The organism is Actinophytocola sp. (genome assembly GCF_035762905.1).
Lineage (GTDB): Bacteria > Actinomycetota > Actinomycetes > Mycobacteriales > Pseudonocardiaceae > DASYTH01.
In genome coordinates this window covers 1-16,905 of the sequence record NZ_DASUCC010000095.1, presented here as the reverse complement: position 1 = coordinate 16,905, position 16,905 = coordinate 1, and the positions used below count along the sequence as shown (strand labels likewise).

The following is a 16,905-nucleotide window of genomic DNA, read 5'->3' as shown; positions in this document are numbered from 1 at the left end:
CTTGGATGGTTGGTTGCAGCCCTCACATTCCAGCCAGCGGCGAATGGGGTTCATACCGGGGGAGCGCGTGGGATTCGCGCCACTCGCCCGACGAACCGGCAGAGGGCCTCACGTACCGGCATGAAGGTAGGCGGCCCATAGTGACGGTGTGGTGGGTAGCTTGTCACGAATGACGCGTACGGCGCGATGGATGGCTTCGGCCGCCGTGTTGGTGTCGATTCTATTGTCGTGCGTGGTGATCGCCGCGTAAAAGGCATCGGCAATTCGGATAGCCAGTTGGTCGCTGATTTGCCAGAGAGTGCCGACCACGTGGGGGTAGCCGGCGAGTTGGAAGGCGGTAGTGAGATGGATGGCTTCGTCGGCCAGGTCAAATGACGGGTTGAACGCGGTATGGCAGGCGGACAGGTAGGCCAATTTGGCGTGCTCGAGTTGTATCGGTACGAGGCTGGCGACGGTGAGCGGGTCCGTGTCGTGATCGTGGAGGAGGAGCCGGCTTTGCGATGGGTCGTCCGGGTCGCTGCCGCCGTGACAGGCGAAGTGCGCGATTGCACATTCGCGAAGGTGGGCGAGGACCGCGGTCTTGGTCGGTAACTGGGCGTCGGCTGCGGAGTTTTCGATCAACAGGGTGGCCGAGGGGAGGTGAGCGTGCACCAGATCGGCTTCCATGCCGGCGTAGGGAAGGTGGCTGTGCTCGCCAGGTGTGGTCGGCATGGCCACGATTAATGCTTGTTCGGGTGCGGTCATTGCGGTGTCGCACTCTCGGGCGTATCCGAGCGCACGGATGGTGGGTGTGTAAGAGGAGATCACCCGGTCCATGACCGTTGGGCGATCGCAGGCTCCGCGCGCCTCGGCGTGATGGCCGGCAGCGTGGATCGGCAGGAACCCCATGATGCCGCCGGATGCCCACCACAGTCGTGGCCACGCGGCTCCCGGCTCCGGGGTGTGGCAATAGCCTAGCTCGTCGAGAATCGGCTTGGCTGCGGCGTCCCACAGCCAAGCCAGGACCTCATGGATCATTTCCTGTGCGTGGCGTCGCTGCTCTGGGTTGGAGCCGGGTTCGTGTGCTGAATCGAGGGCGTGATAGAAGGTACGAATTCGATCGATCAGTACGTCACGGCCGACGTCCGGTAACGCAATTGAGGTGACTCCTTGCTGCTGAACAAGAATGGCGTCGCTGCGGTATCTGCTGACGTTGATCACAACGATGGGCCCGCGCTCGGCATGGCGAACCATCTGTGCTGGCTCAGGGGGTAAGAGAAAAGCCTTGTAACCCTCCAAGGCCCGGATCTCGGCGATCGTCGCGTGGAACGCACTTGCCACGTGGTGCCGGTCCTCGGCTTGCTGTCCAAACCCGGTCACCCCGGCTGCTAGCGATGCGTCAGTATCGATGTGATCGAGCAGGTTTCGCAGGTGGATGAACCGGTCAGCCAGCTCAGGATGGCGGACTCGTAGATCGGTCACGTCGCTGCGGGCGCCCAAAGCCAGGCTGAGCATGACCCCTCGGCCTAACTCCAGCAGGCGCAACGCCCGTACTGCTGGTGGTTCACCCGCCACCTCGTGGGCGAGCGCCGCCGCTGCGGCATCGCTTGCCAAGCCGGCGACCTTGCTGAGAGCGTGTTGCTGGTCGCTGCGGTGGAGCCGCAAGGACGCCACTTCGGGAAGTAGCCAGACCGCCGTTTCCAGCAGGCCACTCATGCGGCCGGCCTGCGTCGGTGTGGTCAGGGCGGCCGCCACCTGAGCGGCATTGAGTCGGACCGATGGTTTCCCCGACGCCAGGGCTGCCGCCTGGATGTAAGTGGTGATCGCCTCCTCGCGGGCTGCTGGTGTACCTCGGCTGTTCAGTACGTTGCCAAGGTTGATCAAGCGTTCTGCGTAGTTGGGTTGATCGGTGGGAGTTGTCGCGACCGCCTGGCGGCTCAGGGCGATCGCCTGCTCCCAGTCCGCTTCCCGACCGGTGTGTTCGGCGCGGAAGCGCAGGGCGATCGCGAGGTTAGACAGGTATGCTTCCCGGAGCCGGTGATCGGTGGGTGCCGCATCGAGTGCTTGCCGCCCGAACATGACGGCCTCGTCAAGATCGGCTATGGCTCTGGCGCGCATGAATCGGGTACTTAAGCAGTTGCCGAGAATGGTGAGGTAATTAGCCCTGTCGGGTTGGTTGACGGGTGCGGTGTGGACGGCTTGGCGCCCGACGGCAATAGCTTCGTCAAGATCGGCAGCTGAGCCTGACCGCTGGAACCGAATCTCCAAAGCGCTGCCGAGCATCGACAGCAAGCCCGGCCGATCGGAGTGGCCGACCGGCATCGCCTCGACTGCTTCCCGCAACGCACTGATCGCCTGGTCCAAATCGGTACGGGCACCTGTGTGCTCGAATCGAATGCGTAGCGCGGCACTGAGGTTGCCAAGGTAGCTGTTTCGCTCGGCGTGGTTAGGAGGCGCGGCGTCGATCGCAGCCCGAGCCACGCTGATCGCTTCATCGAGATCCGTTACGGTGCCAGTGAGTTGGGACCGGTCGCGGAGGGCGCCGCTGAGCATCGACAACATGCGCGCTCGATCCGGCAGGTCGGCAGGAGCGCTGTCCACCGCCGCCCGCGCGACGTCGATTGCTTCGTCCAGATCCGCCCGATCCCCTAGCCGCTCGAACCGGTTGAGTAGCGCAGCGCCGAGATTGTGCAGACACCGGGGGAAATTGATGTGATCACGAGGCATGCGTTCGATGGCCTCCCGAGCATTGCTGATCGCTCCGGCCAGGTCCGTCAGATCACCGGTTCGCGTGAACCGAGTCCGCAGAGCGCCACCGAGCTGAATGAGAAGTGCCACCTGCCAGGGGTTATCGGCCGGAGTAGTGCCGATGGTCGCTCGCGTGATGCTGATGGCCTCGTCCAGATCAGCCGAAGCCCCGGTATGGGTGAACCTTGTTCGCAGGGCGGCGCTGAGATTCGACAGCACGGCGACACGATCGGGGTCACCGGCCGGGATGGCCTCCGCGGCGCGTCGACCAACGCTGATCGCATCGTTGAGATCAGCTTCACTGCCGAGATGCGTGAACCGCTCGAGGTATGACGCGGCCAGGTTGGTCAGGTATTTGAAGTGGTCCGGGGTGCTGGTTGGAGTAGCTTCCACTGCTGCTTTGGCGGCGAGGATCCCTTCGTCCAGATTGGTTGTGATACCGGTCTGCCTGAAGTTATGGAGCAGCCCGGCGCAGAGCACGGCCAGGTAGGCGGCCCGGTCGGGATCGTCGGACGGTCTGCAGGCGACCGCTGAGCGCGCGGCGCCGATCGCCTCCTGAATATCCTCGCGGTTGCCGGCTCGCTCGAACCGGGCGAGCAGAGTGCTGCTGAGGTTGGACAGAATGCCGGCTCGGTCCGGATGATCGCTCGGACACAGTTCCGCCGCATGACGCCCTATGCGGATAGCGTGCTCGAGGTCTTCGTGGTTGCCCGTTCGCTCATAGCTCACCCTCAGGACGATCGCGAGATTGGCCAGGTAAGCCGCTCGCTCAGGGTGGTCGGCACCGATCGAAGCGAGGATCCGTTGCCACAGCCCGATCGCGGCGGAGACCAGAGCGAGATCGGTCGTGGTCGGCACCTGCTCGGTCCAGGCATGGGCGGTCTGGGTGGCTTCCTCGGCGAGTAACGCCAACAGTGGCTCGGGCAGTTGTTCGATTCCGGCGACGAAGCACGGGGTGAGCGCTTGACATGCGGCGTCAAGGGCGCCCTGTGCCGCGCCGTCTGACAGGGCGAGGTAGCGGTACCAGTGAAACCAGCCGAGCACATGGCGGGCTTTGAGGTCGTCGTCGTCATCACGCGCGATCTCAGCAAGCCGTTCGGCAGCAAGGAGTGCGCCCGGCGCGAGAACCACTCCGGGAACCTGTTGTGCCTCGGCACGCGCCAGCCGTGCTGTGATCGACGCTATGAGCGGGTCACGCATCTTGCATCACTGTGTTCCATCGGATCTCGGATGGGTCGGGATGACAGCATTGTCCGCTACGCTGTGATGTCCACAGCGACCGGTGAGGAGCAGACCATCACTGAGCAGCGGAAAGACCCGGACAGGGCTTCACAGGAGGGGGCGGAGGTGTCTGGCGCGGTTGCGCCCGTTGAAGGCGCCACGGTGGATGACCCGTGGGAGGGTTTCACGCTCGACGACTCGGTGTTCCGCTCGGGCGGCGGTCAGGATAGGCGCTGAGCAGTGGAACCGGGGGATGCCGGCTCGGCGGTGTATGCGGTGTTCATGCAGGACCAACTGGCTGCGGAGGAGACACGCAGAACGTCGCTGGAGCAGCGCGGACTGGCCGTGATCACCTCCAGCGGGGTGTTGGCGACGCTCGGGTTCGGTTCGCTGGCTCTGTTCAGACAGCGTGACGCCGTACCGATGCCGGGCCCGAGCGCGTACCTGCTGGTCGGCGGCGGGGTCGCGCTGCTGGTCGCGGCGATCTTGGCGTTGGTCACGAACGCGCCGCTGCGGCACCGGGCGATCAATGCGGCCGCCATGGTCCAGACGATGCGGGAACACTGGGCTGACCACGAATCAACAGCGCGGGCTCGTGTCACGTCCACGACCGCGCGGCTGCTGGCGACCGCCCGAAGCGCCAATGACCTCAAGGCCCTGCTCCTCCTTGCCGCGATGTCAGCCGAAGTCCTGGGTGTGGCTCTGCTAGCGGCAACACTGTGCGTGGTCATCATCGGATCCAGATGACCACGCTCCCACATACTGTTCTGATCACGCAGAGCGCATGCCTGCTCCTCGACCACGAACTGGACCGCGCCTACTCCCGGCGCAAAAGGACAACGACCAGCCATCATGAACCCAGCAGTGGGACACGGAGGCGCCGCAGTTGGCTCGGCCAAGAGTGAACGCCAACCCGCGGGCGGTCCGCACTCGCTAGCGTCCACTGCGTGATCACACCGCGAGGCCACCTACGATGCCGACGGTCTGACGATGGTCGGTCATCTAGCGTTACCGGACGGTGAGGGGCCTGGTCAGCGGTGCTCATTGGGCACGACGGAATCGGTCTCAACGACATTCAGCGCCGCCGCGCCGATCACCTCGCCGAGCGTAGCTACGCGGCCCTGGCAATGGACTACCTGGCTTTGTCCGTGTGAAGTGACCGCGGATGTTTGTGTGTTGTGACCGCATTTGCCGATCAAGTGCTTGATCAATGTCGGTGAGAAGTGACCGCACTCGGTGGGTGACAGGCGGGATGGTGGTCAGGGCTGGTGGGGCCAGCGGCTGTCGGCGATGGGCGATTGGCACTGGTATCGATGCTGCTGTCGACAGCTGGCACTGACAGCTAAGTTGGCGCTGCTGCGAACGACGGCGTGTTCGGCGTAGGACTGGGCGACGGGTAGTAAAGTGGTCTATGGAGCGTGCCTGCACGGCTGTCACGATGAGATGTCGATCAGCTAGACTGCACTTGATCTGCGGAAACGTTACTTGACTAAATGGAGTCTATGGCGGGGTTTTCGGTGCGAGTGTCAGACCCGAAAACTTGGGGTGGTACGCTTCTCGGTGAGCTGGACAAACGGCTCTGAGTACAGCGCTGAACTTTATGCGACTGGGGGTCAAGGGGTCGCAGGTTCAAATCCTGTCAGCCCGACAGCGTTGACCAGCGGGTTTGCTGCCGAAAGCAAACCCGCTGGTCTGTTTCTAGGCGCATGTGGTCGCCTTGTGGTCGCGTCCGGCGGCCTCGGTGTCGGCGGCATTGAGCGCGGCTTCGATGGTGTTGACGGCGTCGTTGGCCATAGGTCGCAGCAGGTGGGCATAAACCTCGGTGGTGACCGAGACGGTGGAGTGCCGCAGGGTCTTGGAGGCCATGACCAGCGGCACGTGGGCGCTGAGCATGGTGGTCGCGGCGAAGTGCCGCAGATCGTGAATCCTGATCTTGGGCAGACCGGCTGCGGCCGTCAGGGCGCGGAACCTGCGCAGCACGCGTTCGGGCCGCAGGGGCTTCCCCGAGGGTTGGATGAAGACCAGGTCGCGGCCGCGTTGGCGGCTGGATTGGTTGCTCAGCGCGGCGGCGACTCGCGGCGACAGGCTGATCCAGGCGCGGCTGCTACGGGTCTTGGGTGCGGTGAACACCGGGGTAGCGTTGTTGACGTTGGACAGGGTGTAGCGCACGAACAGCAGCCGCTCGTCGAGATGCACATCGGCCCAATGCAACCCGAGCGCTTCTCCGCGGCGCATGCCGGTGCCAATGATCAACTCGAAGAGGTTGGCGAGGGGCTCCTTGTGGTCGGCGCAGTAGCGCAAGAACCGGGCCGCCTCGCCGGCTGACCAACAGACTGGTTCGTACTTGGGTGACCGTGGGATGACGGCATGGCGAGCAGCGTTGTGCGGCAGTCGGTGCTGGGCAACGGCTGTCGATAGCGCGCTGGACAACGTCGCCACACAGCGGCGCAGAGTTGTGGCACCGCGACCGGCCGCCAACTGATCGCGAACGAACAGCATCACGTGCTGATGACAGAGCGCCTCGAGCCGGATACTGCCGAGGTAGGGGACAAGATCTTTGGTCACGTAGGTGCGGTAACTGACCATTGTGGTCGGCTTGAGCAAGAACTCCTTGGCACGCAACCACTCCACAAGGTATTCGCCGACCGTCTGCCGATCATCGACAGCAACGCCGGTACGTTCATACTCCAACGCCTTGCCCAGGGCGACCTGCGCGTCATGCTTGGTAGAAAAGCCGCCACGACGCTGCGTCTTGCGCGTGCCAGTGGTGGTGGTCAGATCGACGGCATAGGTCCATCGCCCGTGATTACGGGTAGCGAGGGTTGGGCAGCGGGCACCTAGCTGGTTGCCGTCGGCGTCGCGGCAGCCGCAGCGTCGGTATACCCGTCCGCGGGTAGGGTTCTTCATGGTCGTCGGCTCTCGGGATCGAAGCACTGGCCACTCGGTGCCTTCAAGTCCTGCTGTTCGCACGCCGCGACCACAGTGCGACCACCGTGGCTATCGGCACTGGCCAGAGCGACAGCACTTGTCGCCGCGTCAAGAGTCGGCCACGTTCCTTCCCTGGCGGATCACTCCATGGAGTGATCCGGTTGCCGTCGATGACCTTCGCCGTGTGGCGACACGGCCGTACGCGGCCGAGGAACCTGATGGCGGGCGTGATCCAGACGCGATCGGGAGCGCGCTGCGACAGTGTTCTGCGACTGCCTGTGTCGAGAGAAGCTGACGCCCCTCGATCGGTTGGATTAGGCCCGAGGTTGTCTACACGTGGCGGGCCTTGAGACAGTTCGAGTTAGACGGCGACGAGATGAGGTAGTGACGCACGGTGGTGGTCGTGCTCAATGGTTGCGAACTGCCCGTACGGCAGGGGAGTAGGGCCTACCGATGCGAGCATGGGCGGCCGGAGACCTTGCCGAGAGGGGCAGCTGAGCGGTGCGTCGATGACGGTCATTACGGGCACCCACTGGGATCACAGGTGATTCGGTGTCCAGGTCCGTTGTCGCGAGGGTCGGCCGCGCTCGGCAACCAGCCTGGATAGGGTCGATGTTGGCTGGGCGGAGTGTCTTGGTCAGCGGACCGGTTCTGGTTGTGCTGTGGGAGGCGGTTTCACCTTGTCGGTGATGTGATTGTGGATCTCGGTGGGTGCGCGGAAGGCCTGCCCTGCTGACAACCTATCCCAAACTCGCCACAAGGGTGGTAACGGACCGCCATCGTGGCGCGACTCAGTTCGTGACTGAAGATCAAGTGGGCCTTGAAGTCTCATCTTGAACCAGGCGATCTTGCGGTCGAGTGTGGGCGAGATCAGCTTGCGGTGAAGGGTTATCGGTGATCGAGAGGGTTCGGATTCGCGGTTATCGGAAGTTTAGGGACATCACGGTGGCGGCGTCCGGTGACCTGAACATCTTTGTGGGTGACAACGAGAGCGGCAAGTCGACGATCCTCGAAGCGGTCGCCATGGCCCTGACAGGCCGGATCAATGGACGCTCGGTCGCAGAAGAGCTGAGCCCGTATTGGTTCAACCATGGCTTGGTCCGGGAATTTTTCGCTGCCCGGCGGGCCGGTGAGCAACCGACGCTACCGACCATCTCGATCGAGGTCTTTCTGAAGGACGAGGACGCTCTGCAGACGCTTGCCGGCGCCAACCACTCGGATCGTCCCGTTCGGATGTGTCCGGGTGTCGAACTCGCTGTCGAGCCGGATCAGGCGTATGCCGAGGAGGTTGAGCAGCACCTAGACTCCGGGACAGGAGTCCTACCTGTCGAGTACTTCAGAGTTATCTGGCGAACCTTCAGAGACGAGGTGCTCCGCGCCCGACCTCGGGAGTTGACGGTAGCGGTCATCGACTCGCGCACGGTTCGATCCACCAATGCCGTCGACTACCACGTCCGTCAGCTACTGCATGAGCGCTTGGCGCCGGCGGAGCGCGCGGCGGTGCCCGTGGCGTACCGGTCGGTCAAAGAGGCGATGACCCAGCAGCACTTGGCGGGTGTGAACCAGATGCTTCGGGACCTGGACGGTCCGCTCGACGGCCATCAGCTCAGCCTGGCGATGGACCAGTCCTCCCGGTCGGCATGGGACCTGAGCGTTGTGCCCCACGTCTCGGAGTTGCCCTTCGCCATGGCCGGCCTCGGCCAGCAGGTGTCGATCAAGCTCGCGCTCGCAATGGACCGCAACAGCAGCACGGCACGGGTGGTCACCATCGAGGAGCCAGAGAACCACCTTTCGCACACGAGCCTAAACAGGCTCGTGTCGAAGATCCGTGATCTCCGCGGTGAGAACCAACAGATCTTCATGTCGACGCACAGTTCGTACGTGCTCAACCGGCTGGGGCTCGATGCACTGCGCCTGGTGAACGATGGCAGCACGTGCACGTTTGGCGACATCAGCGACGAGACGGTGGCCTACTTCCGCAAGCTGCCAGGCTACGACACACTGCGGCTGGTTCTTGCAGACCGTGTGGTCCTCGTCGAGGGGCCATCCGACGAGATCGTGTTCGAGCGTTTCTATCGCGACCAATTTCAGAGGCGTCCGATCGAGGATGGCATCGACGTACTCAGCATGCGCGGACTGTCGTTCAAGCGCTGCTTGGAACTGGCTGCCGCACTCGACAAGCGCTGCGTAGTCCTGCGCGACAACGACGGCCAGTCACCCGAAGTGCTCCGTGCGGGCCTCGCGCACTACCTCGACGGGACTCGTCGCGAGGTGTTCATTGGTGCCCCGTCCCACGGCCACACCCTCGAGCCTCAGCTACTGCACGCAAACTCCGATGCGAACGCGCGACGGGTACTGCGCATTACCTCCCAGGCCGACACAGCGACCTGGATGACGAACAACAAGACTGACGCGGCCATCCGCATCGCCGACTCGTCGCACAACCTAACGCCGCCGGAGTACATCGCCGACGCCGTCAAGTTCATCCACCATGCCTGACAACCAGCTCACCTTGGCGGTCGCGGGTTCGCGGAAGACCCAAAGCATCGTGGAAGCCTGCGCTGCGGCGTCGCCGGATGAGCGGATCCTGGTCCTGACCTACACCACGGCCAACCAGGACGAGCTGCGGCGCCGCATCGTAAGCCAAGTCGGGTCACGTCCGCCCATCGAGATCATGGGCTGGTTCACGTTCCTGATCCGCCACTTCGTCAAGCCAGCGTTGCCGTTCGTCTACCCAGGCGCACGTGTCGCAGGGTTCGACTTTGCCAGCGATCCGCAGCACTACACCAGCAACAAGGCATACGGAAGGTACTTCAACGCGCAGGCACAGGCCCGGCGGGTGCACCTGGCGCAACTTGCCACACGCGTCGCGGACGCGAGCAGGGGAGCAGCCGTAGCGTGTCTCAGCCGGATCTACAACACAATCTACATCGACGAAACGCAGGACCTATGCGGATATGACCTGGAAATCCTCCTCCAGCTCATGAAAGCGCCTATCGCAGTGCGCATGGTCGGTGACGTTCGCCAAGCCGCCATACTGACCAACGATCGGGAAAGCAAGCACAAGCGCTACCAGTACATGAGAATCTGGGACTGGTTTCGCGAGCAGCAGAAGAAAGGACACCTGCTCATCGAGCAGCGTTCCCAAACCTGGCGGTGCCGCCAGGAGATCGCCTCCTTCGCGGACAGTCTCTTCGACCCATCTTGGGAATTCTCGCCGACAATCTCGGTGAACACCACGCATACCGACCACGACGGTCTCTTCCTCGTCCGCGAAGGGGACGTGCCGGCCTATCTTGAACGATTCGACCCGCTTCTGCTGCGTCAGAGTGCAGGCTCTGCGAAGAACAAGCCGTACAACTTCATGAACTTCCGCTTGGCGAAAGGCCTGTCCTGGCCCCGGGTCATGATCTGGCCCACCGGCAACATCTGCAAATTCTTGCGCAGCGGCGCGCGACTCGAGGACCGAGCAGCGGCGGATTTCTACGTGGCCGTCACCAGGGCCGAGCAGAGCGTGGCGATCGTCCTAGACACTCCAGGCAACTCACCAATTCCCTACTGGTATCCATGAGCTCATATCGGGGTTGAGGTGTGCACTGGGGCGTGTTGTGTGCGCTGCCTGAGTGGACCGGGGAGGACCACGGGTACAGGGCAAGGGTGGCTTGGAGACGCCGTTGTCATGCGGCACGGCTATTAGCCCTCATCTGGTGTGCGCTCCCAACGAACGGAGGACCCGGACGGCCGCACGTTGTCCTCGGGCCTTACGGCGGGCAGATGGCGCGGTACGGGATGCCCTTGATGTATTGGTTCCATTCGGCGGGTGTGATGGGGTCGCCGGATATCGTGCAGATGTAGGTGATCGCTTGTTCGGGGTCGACCAGCCACAGGCGGGCGGTTCGGTCGTAGCTGCTTCCTGCGATGATGTGGCCGTCGGGGCTGAACATCACGGAGTTGACGGCGCTTCCGGCCACGGTGAGGGTGGCTAGGTGTTCGGGTTGATGGAAGTCGGTGATGTCCCACAGCCATATGGTCTGGTCGGCGGCGCTGGCGGCGAGCATGCGGCCATCTGGTCGGAAGGAGATGTTGTAGATGTAGTTGCTGGGGCCGGTGAGTATTGGTCCGAGTGGTGTGGGGTGCGCCCGGTTGGTGATGTCCCAGAAGCGGACCGTCTTGTCCGCGCTGCTGGCCGCGAGGGTGTGGCCGTCTGGGCTGAACGCGACGGAGTAGATGAAGTTGACCGGTCCGGTCAGTGTCGCCAGGTGGCTGGGGGAGGTCGGATTGGTGATGTCCCACAGCCACACGGTCTTGTCCAGGCTGCCGGCGGCCAGCGTTTGGCTGTCGGGGCTGAAGGCGAGGGTGAGGTTGTTGTTGCTCGGGCCGGTGATGGCGGTTGGTGGTCCAGGGTGGGTCCGGTTGGTGATGTCCCACAGCCAGACCGTGTGTTCGTCGCCGCTGGCTGCCAGTAGCCTTCCGTTTGGGCTGAAGGTCACGAATTGCGACTGTGCGGTGGGTCCGGGCAGGGGTGGGCCTAGCGGCGTGGCGTGTTCGGGGTCTTCGATGTTCCAGAGTTGTACGCGGCCGTCGACGCCGCCGGAGGCCAGGGTTCGGCCGTCGGGTGTCAGTGCGGTTGAGCCGACGGCTCGGTTGCTTTCGATGGGGTTTTCTCGTGGTGGGCCGAGTCGTGTTGGTCGTTGGATGTCGGTGATGTCCCATAGCCTGAACTTGGCGTCTGTCGCGCCGCTGCCGGTGATCAGTGTCTTGCCATCGGGTCCGAAGATGGCGTTGAAGATCGTGTCGGCGGAGTCGGTGATGATCGGACCGGGGATGGTCCAGAGCCTGGCTACGCCGTCGGTGGCGCCGGTCGCGAGTGTCATGCCGTCCGTGGTGTAACTGAGGGCGGTGACTGGGCTGGGGTGGGGGAGTTTGAGGCTGGTTGTCCGGGTGGCCAAATCCCACAGTCGTACGCTTGCGTCTGAACTGCCCGCGGCCAGGGTCTGGCCGTCGGGGCTAAAGGCGATGGCGTTGATCCAGCTGGTGGCGCCGGTCAGGGGGTCGCCAAGCGGTTTTGGTGCGTCCCGTCGGGCGATGTTCCACAGGTAGACGTTCTTGTCGGCGCTGCCAGCGGCCAGGGTGTGGCCGTCGGGGCTGAAGGCGACCGAGAACACTTTCCGGGCCGGGCCGGTCAGCGCCGCGCCGAGTGGTTCGGCTCGGATTCCGCTGCTGGTGTCCCACAAGCGCACTGTGCCGTCGGCACTGCCGGCGGCGAGCGTGGCGCCGTCCGTGCTGAACCCCACGGTTTGAACGTAGTCGGTGAACCCGCTCAGCGACCCCATGCTGACCGGCACCGTCGGGTTGGTCAGATTCCACAGGTGGATCTGGTTGTCCGCGCTCCCGGCGGCCAGCATGCGGCCGTCGGGACTGAACGCGATGGAGTAGATGGTGTTGCCGGCTGCGGGCAGCGGGTTCAGGGGCACTGGTGCAGTGGGGTTGGTGATGTTCCACAGTCGCACGGTTCGGTCACCGCCGGCTGCGGCGAGGAGATGGGCGTCGGGGCTGAACGACGCCGTGAAGACTGTTTCGGTGGGTCCGGTCAACGGCGTGCCGAGCGGGGTTGCTCTGCTGCGGTGGCCCAGCCGCCACAGCCGGACGGTTTTATCGGTGCCTCCGGTCGCCATGAGCTGCCCGTTGGGAGTGACTGCGAGTGCCTGCATGGCACCCTCGGGTCCGACTATGCGCGTGGCAGAGGTATTCGCCGTCGCGTCGAGCAGACTGCCGCGAGCCTCGGGTGTCGGGCTGATCGCGTAGGCAGCGACGGCCAGTTGCTTGGCTAGGGCGACGTCGTGGTCGCGCAGCCGGTTGGCCTCCCCGGCCACCTGGCGAGAGATGGCCATGTCGCGTTCGGTGATCGCGGTGGCGCGCTGGCGAAACACGTATGTGGTGAGGCCGGCGGCGATGAGAACGAGAGCGGTGAGAGCGGCGACCAGTCGGCGTAATTGTCGGGTGCGTCGGCGTTGGGCGCGTTGCTCGGTGTCCTGCTGATGGATGCTTGCGTCGAGGAACTCGCGTTCGAGTGGGTTGAGGTCGCGCCGGTGGTCCGGATCGGTGGCCCATTCCTGCGTGGTGATCAGCCGGCCGCCGCGGTAGAGCGCGCTGACATCGCGATCGGCCTCCCGCCAGGTTTTTGCGTCCTGCGCGAGTTGTCCGTGGATGCGTAGGCCGGCGCGATCGGCGTCGATCCAGCCGCGCAGGCGAGGCCAGGCGGTCAGCAACGCCTCATGGGTGATGTTGACAGTTTCGGTGTCCGCGGTGATCAGTCGTTGCTCGACGAAAGTGTCCAGCACCTCGCTTACGGCGGCGGCTTCGTCGTTGGTGCCTTCGGGCAGGATCTCGGTGTACGGCACGTGCCTGCGGGTGTCTGCCACCCGGTCGCCGAGGTGGACGAGGCGGAGCAACAGTCGCCGGGCGACAGGTTGCTGGGCTTCGGTGAGGCTGTCGAAGACCGCGTCAGCGGTGTAGGCGATCGCGCCGCTGATCCCACCGGTCGCGGTGTAGTCGACGATGGTCATTGTTCCCCGTCTGGCGCGTTGCCAGGTGGCATGCAGGGCGTGGGAGAGCAACGGCAGCGCGCCCGGCTCGTGAGCCGATTCCGGGGATCCGTGCGGGCTCGGCTCCAGTTCCCGCAGCAGCAACTCAACCAGGCCTTCGTCGACGTCAATTCGCGCTGTCCGGGCCGGTTCGACGATGGCGTGTCGTAGCTCGGACTTACTCATCGGGCCGACCAGGACCTGCGCGTCCTGAAGCGCGTCAACCAGTTCCGGGTACCGGGATGCGTGCGGGTAGAAGTCGGCCCGCAACCCCAGCACGACCAGCGTTGCCCGCGAACTCCGCTGCGCGTCGGACAAGGCGGTCAGGAACGCGCGTCTTTCGGCGTAGCTGGAACAGAGCGTGAACAGCTCCTCGAACTGATCGACCACGATCAACAGGCCGACGTCGTCGCCGGAAACGCGGGCGAGTTGGCCGTCCAGCTCGGCGGTCGGGTGCGCGCCCGGCGTGAACAGTACCGCCTGCCACGACGGCACGCCGGCCACCGGTGATTCACATCCGCAGAACGCTGGGATCAACCCCGCCCGCAGCAACGACGACTTTCCGGATCCGGACGGACCGACGACTATCACCGGGCCGCCGTGAGGCCATTGGTGCGCCACGCGCTCGACAAGAACCCGGGCCAGCTTGTCGCGGCCGTGGAACCACTGCGCATGCTCCGGTTGGAAGCTCTCCAGCCCGCGGTACGGGACCGGAGCATCGGAGGGTCGCCGGCCCGGTGCCCGGCGAACCCGACCGAGCGCCTGCCGCCACGCCTCGAACTCGTCCTCGCTGTCGACACCGCACACGCGGAGGATGTCGGTGAACAACCGTGCCGGTTTGATCGGAGGGAGATGCCGCCCGCCGAAGTATCCGCCAATTGTGCTGTCCGGAATTCCCACGGCCTTGGCCACGTCCCGAACGGTGAACCCGGCCCGCTCCCGAAGCTCGGTGAGAAAATGAGCGAAGTCCTGTCGCGATCGTATGGAGGTCGCGATCATCGCGGGGTCACGATCAGAATTGGTGTCCGACACGAAAGGCTCCTCTGGTGCGCCGCCGTCCGTCCCAGCGATCGTGGGACCGGTTCCCCCGTTAGCCGGTGTCCTGTTCTTGATCCCGAAATGGCAACTTGACGTCAATTTCGACGTCAGCAGATCACGGTCTGTGTCGGCGCGGAAGGCAGTGGGAATTGTCCGCACAACCCCGTACAGCTCGTGCCGTGGCATGGTCACGCTGACTTGTGCGGCCATCACCACCATCCCTTCCATGCCCAGGTCTGAACCGTTTGACTGCGATTGCCCCAGCCGGCGGACGGGTGACGGAGGACGGCAATGATCGATCTCTCGCGCGACATTCGGGCGGACCACGCCGCCGAGCTCCCCGCAGCTCGGGAACATATGCTGCCCTGCACCCCGCGCTACCGGACGATCGTCGCGGTGGACATCGCGGGCTCCACAACCCGGGCCAACCCGGGCAGGGCCCGACTCCGCGCCCAGATGTACAGCCTGCTCAACCAAGCCTTGAAAATCACCGGGATCACCCAGCAACACCATGACCCCCCGGTCGACCGTGGCGATGGGGCATTAATCCTGATTCATGCCTGTGACCAGGCACCCAAGACCATCCTGCTGACCACCCTCATCCCCGTGCTGCGGCAACTTCTCGCCGACCACAACGCGTACCACCCCAGCCAGAAATTCCAGCTGCGGGCGGCAGTGCACGCCGGAGAGATCCATTACGACCAGTGGGGCACCTACGGTGAGGCCATTGACGTCACCTGCCGGCTGCTCGACGCACCCGAACTCAAACGCATCCTCACGACCACCGCCGAACCCGCGGTGCTGGTGGTCTCCGACGACATCTACCGGTCAATCATCAGGCACGGATACGACAACATCGACGGTCGGAATTTCCACCCAATCATCCGGGTCGAAGTCGCCGGTCTCACCTACCAAGGCTGGGTTCAGGAACCCACAGGAAATACGGCCGCGGCATGGGCTGCGCAACCAGCCACCGGCTCGCCCTCCCAGGTAAGACCACTGAGGCCGTCGGGAACCGTCGAGAGCCGGCCTGACCACCTCGACGCCAGCACCGTCTCCATCGCACCGCCTCGGCGACAGCACGGAGACCGCGTCGCTGGCGCCGATGGCGCAGACCCTCGTCGAACCGCTGACTGCCGACATCGTCGTACTGAGCCGCCTGAGCCGCCTAGCCCTCCCGTCGTCCAGCGACGGTTAGCTCGGCCTGGCGGCAACCGATGGTCCCGCCCCTCCTGAACCGCAGGAGCCCGCTGAAGTCGGCCACTTCAGCATTGCAACCTCTTCGACGCCGCCATCTTCGTGGTATGGCTGCACCTCGGGCGGCGTCAGCTGCCGCCCACCCGCGACTCGCTCACCGGCGATCTAGAGCAGCCCGGGCCGGAGCTCACCAAACGCCGTGCTGGAGCAGGTTTGAGGTACGAGCGAAATCCTCAATCTGTTCGTGTAATTCACGGCTGGCGCTGTTCACTGTTGCACTATTGAGCGCATCTTGTACTCGCCGTGTAGACAAGATGAGACTATTCACTCGGTGCTCTGGAGACAGTTGCAGCACTGGCCGCAACGCTTCCAATGTACCCTCCAGCTCACCACGAGCGATCCGTACTATCGCTAGATCTGTATGGGCAGCCGCATGGGAAGCAAAAGACCAGTCCGGAGCCGATGTATCCTCGTATGCCGCGACCGCCAGGGCGGCGTATCGCTCGGCGACTATCTCGTTCCCTGGCAGCCAGGTCAGTGCATTGCCGCGAACTCCAACTGCCGGGCGTGACCGAATGCGCAAACCGCGCCCATTTGGTCAAGCTCGTCAGGCTCGATCTGGTCCAAGGCCCGTTCTGCCCGCAGGATGGCCGCGTAGGCCTGTTCGGCGTTGCCCAGCACCGCCCAGGCCCGAGCCTCGCTCATAGGGAGCCGCACAGCGGATGTACTACGAATACCCGACGCGAACACCGCTCCCGACTGAGCATAACGGAGCGCCTGCTTTGGCTGGCCAGCCCAATGGGCAACGGCCGACTGCAGCCCTCGGATCCGCGCCCGCAGTCCGTTGTGATTTGCCATATCCGCACACATGAAGGCAATGCGCGCCTGAGTATTCGCTGCATGAATATCGTTGCAGTCGTTACCTGCCCTCGCAAGCAAGGTACCCACAACACTGAGCCCTTTTCATCCGGCGAGTTCGTAGTTCTGTAGGACGTGGATGGCCTTGGCGAGTCGGCCGGCGCGGCGTGGGCAGCAGCGGAGTTTGCGCAGGATGCGCCAGGTTTTGAGTTGGGCGTGGGCGCGTTCGCCGGGGCCGCGCAGACGGGCGTGGTTCCGGTTGGCGTCCTTCTGCGATTCGGGCTTGTTGCGGCCTTTGTAGGGTGTGATCACGTGGTTGCCAGTGTCGTCGTAGCCGTGGTAGCCCTTGTCG

9 protein-coding genes are annotated in these 16,905 nt (G+C 64.2%); 4 read left to right on the top strand and 5 right to left on the bottom strand.

The features are described 5' to 3' along the window. Positions 1-108: 108 nt before the first annotated feature. Entirely contained in the window at positions 109-3,927 is a 3,819-nt protein-coding gene (locus VFV67_RS18850) for a CHAT domain-containing tetratricopeptide repeat protein (RefSeq protein WP_326471701.1), read from the bottom strand. 297 nt (positions 3,928-4,224) lie between these two features. Between VFV67_RS18850 and VFV67_RS18845 the strand changes: the two genes are divergently transcribed. Then, on the top strand, positions 4,225-4,695 hold the full coding sequence (locus tag VFV67_RS18845; protein WP_326471700.1) for a hypothetical protein: 471 nt from the start codon (positions 4,225-4,227) through the stop codon (positions 4,693-4,695). A 951-nt stretch (positions 4,696-5,646) separates the two neighbouring features. Here VFV67_RS18845 and VFV67_RS18840 read toward each other — a convergent pair. Then, a complete protein-coding gene (locus tag VFV67_RS18840; protein ID WP_326471699.1) occupies positions 5,647-6,855 on the bottom strand; it encodes a tyrosine-type recombinase/integrase in 1,209 nt (402 codons plus the stop codon). 879 nt (positions 6,856-7,734) lie between these two features. On the opposite strand from VFV67_RS18840, the gene VFV67_RS18835 reads away from it, so the two are divergent. Together VFV67_RS18835 and VFV67_RS18830 are read left to right on the top strand one after the other, a co-directional pair. Beyond that, on the top strand, positions 7,735-9,375 hold the full coding sequence (locus tag VFV67_RS18835) for an ATP-dependent nuclease (RefSeq protein ID WP_326471697.1): 1,641 nt from the start codon (positions 7,735-7,737) through the stop codon (positions 9,373-9,375). Continuing rightward, positions 9,368-10,447 carry a UvrD-helicase domain-containing protein gene (locus tag VFV67_RS18830; RefSeq protein ID WP_326471695.1) on the top strand — a complete coding sequence of 360 codons (1,080 nt, stop codon included), beginning with the start codon at positions 9,368-9,370 and terminating at the stop codon, positions 10,445-10,447. Before VFV67_RS18835 ends, VFV67_RS18830 begins: the two co-directional genes overlap by 8 nt. Before the next feature lie 190 nt (positions 10,448-10,637). Here the strand turns inward: VFV67_RS18830 and VFV67_RS18825 are convergent, their stop codons facing one another. Continuing rightward, the gene (locus VFV67_RS18825) at positions 10,638-14,726 is read right to left on the bottom strand and encodes a helix-turn-helix domain-containing protein (protein WP_326471694.1); all 4,089 of its coding nucleotides are present in this window, start codon (positions 14,724-14,726) and stop codon (positions 10,638-10,640) included. 63 nt (positions 14,727-14,789) lie between these two features. Between VFV67_RS18825 and VFV67_RS18820 the strand changes: the two genes are divergently transcribed. After that, a complete protein-coding gene (locus tag VFV67_RS18820; protein WP_326471693.1) occupies positions 14,790-15,734 on the top strand; it encodes a hypothetical protein in 945 nt (314 codons plus the stop codon). 495 nt (positions 15,735-16,229) lie between these two features. Here VFV67_RS18820 and VFV67_RS18815 read toward each other — a convergent pair whose 3' ends face one another. Both VFV67_RS18815 and VFV67_RS18810 read right to left on the bottom strand, forming a co-directional pair. Further along, entirely contained in the window at positions 16,230-16,643 is a 414-nt protein-coding gene (locus VFV67_RS18815; protein ID WP_326471692.1) for a hypothetical protein, read from the bottom strand. A gap of 15 nt (positions 16,644-16,658) precedes the next feature. Beyond that, positions 16,659-16,905, bottom strand: a 247-nt coding sequence (locus VFV67_RS18810) for a transposase family protein (RefSeq protein ID WP_326471691.1), incomplete at its 5' end; no start/stop codon positions are given.

Excerpts from the sequence above, each read along its gene's own strand:
- VFV67_RS18850 (WP_326471701.1), bottom strand. The coding sequence starts at position 3,927 with ATGCGTGACCCGCTCATAGCGTCGATCACAGCACGGCTGGCGCGTGCC.
- VFV67_RS18840 (WP_326471699.1), bottom strand. The coding sequence starts at position 6,855 with ATGAAGAACCCTACCCGCGGACGGGTATACCGACGCTGCGGCTGCCGC.
- VFV67_RS18830 (WP_326471695.1), top strand. The coding sequence starts at position 9,368 with ATGCCTGACAACCAGCTCACCTTGGCGGTCGCGGGTTCGCGGAAGACC.
- VFV67_RS18825 (WP_326471694.1), bottom strand. The coding sequence starts at position 14,726 with ATGGAAGGGATGGTGGTGATGGCCGCACAAGTCAGCGTGACCATGCCA.
- VFV67_RS18820 (WP_326471693.1), top strand. The coding sequence starts at position 14,790 with ATGATCGATCTCTCGCGCGACATTCGGGCGGACCACGCCGCCGAGCTC.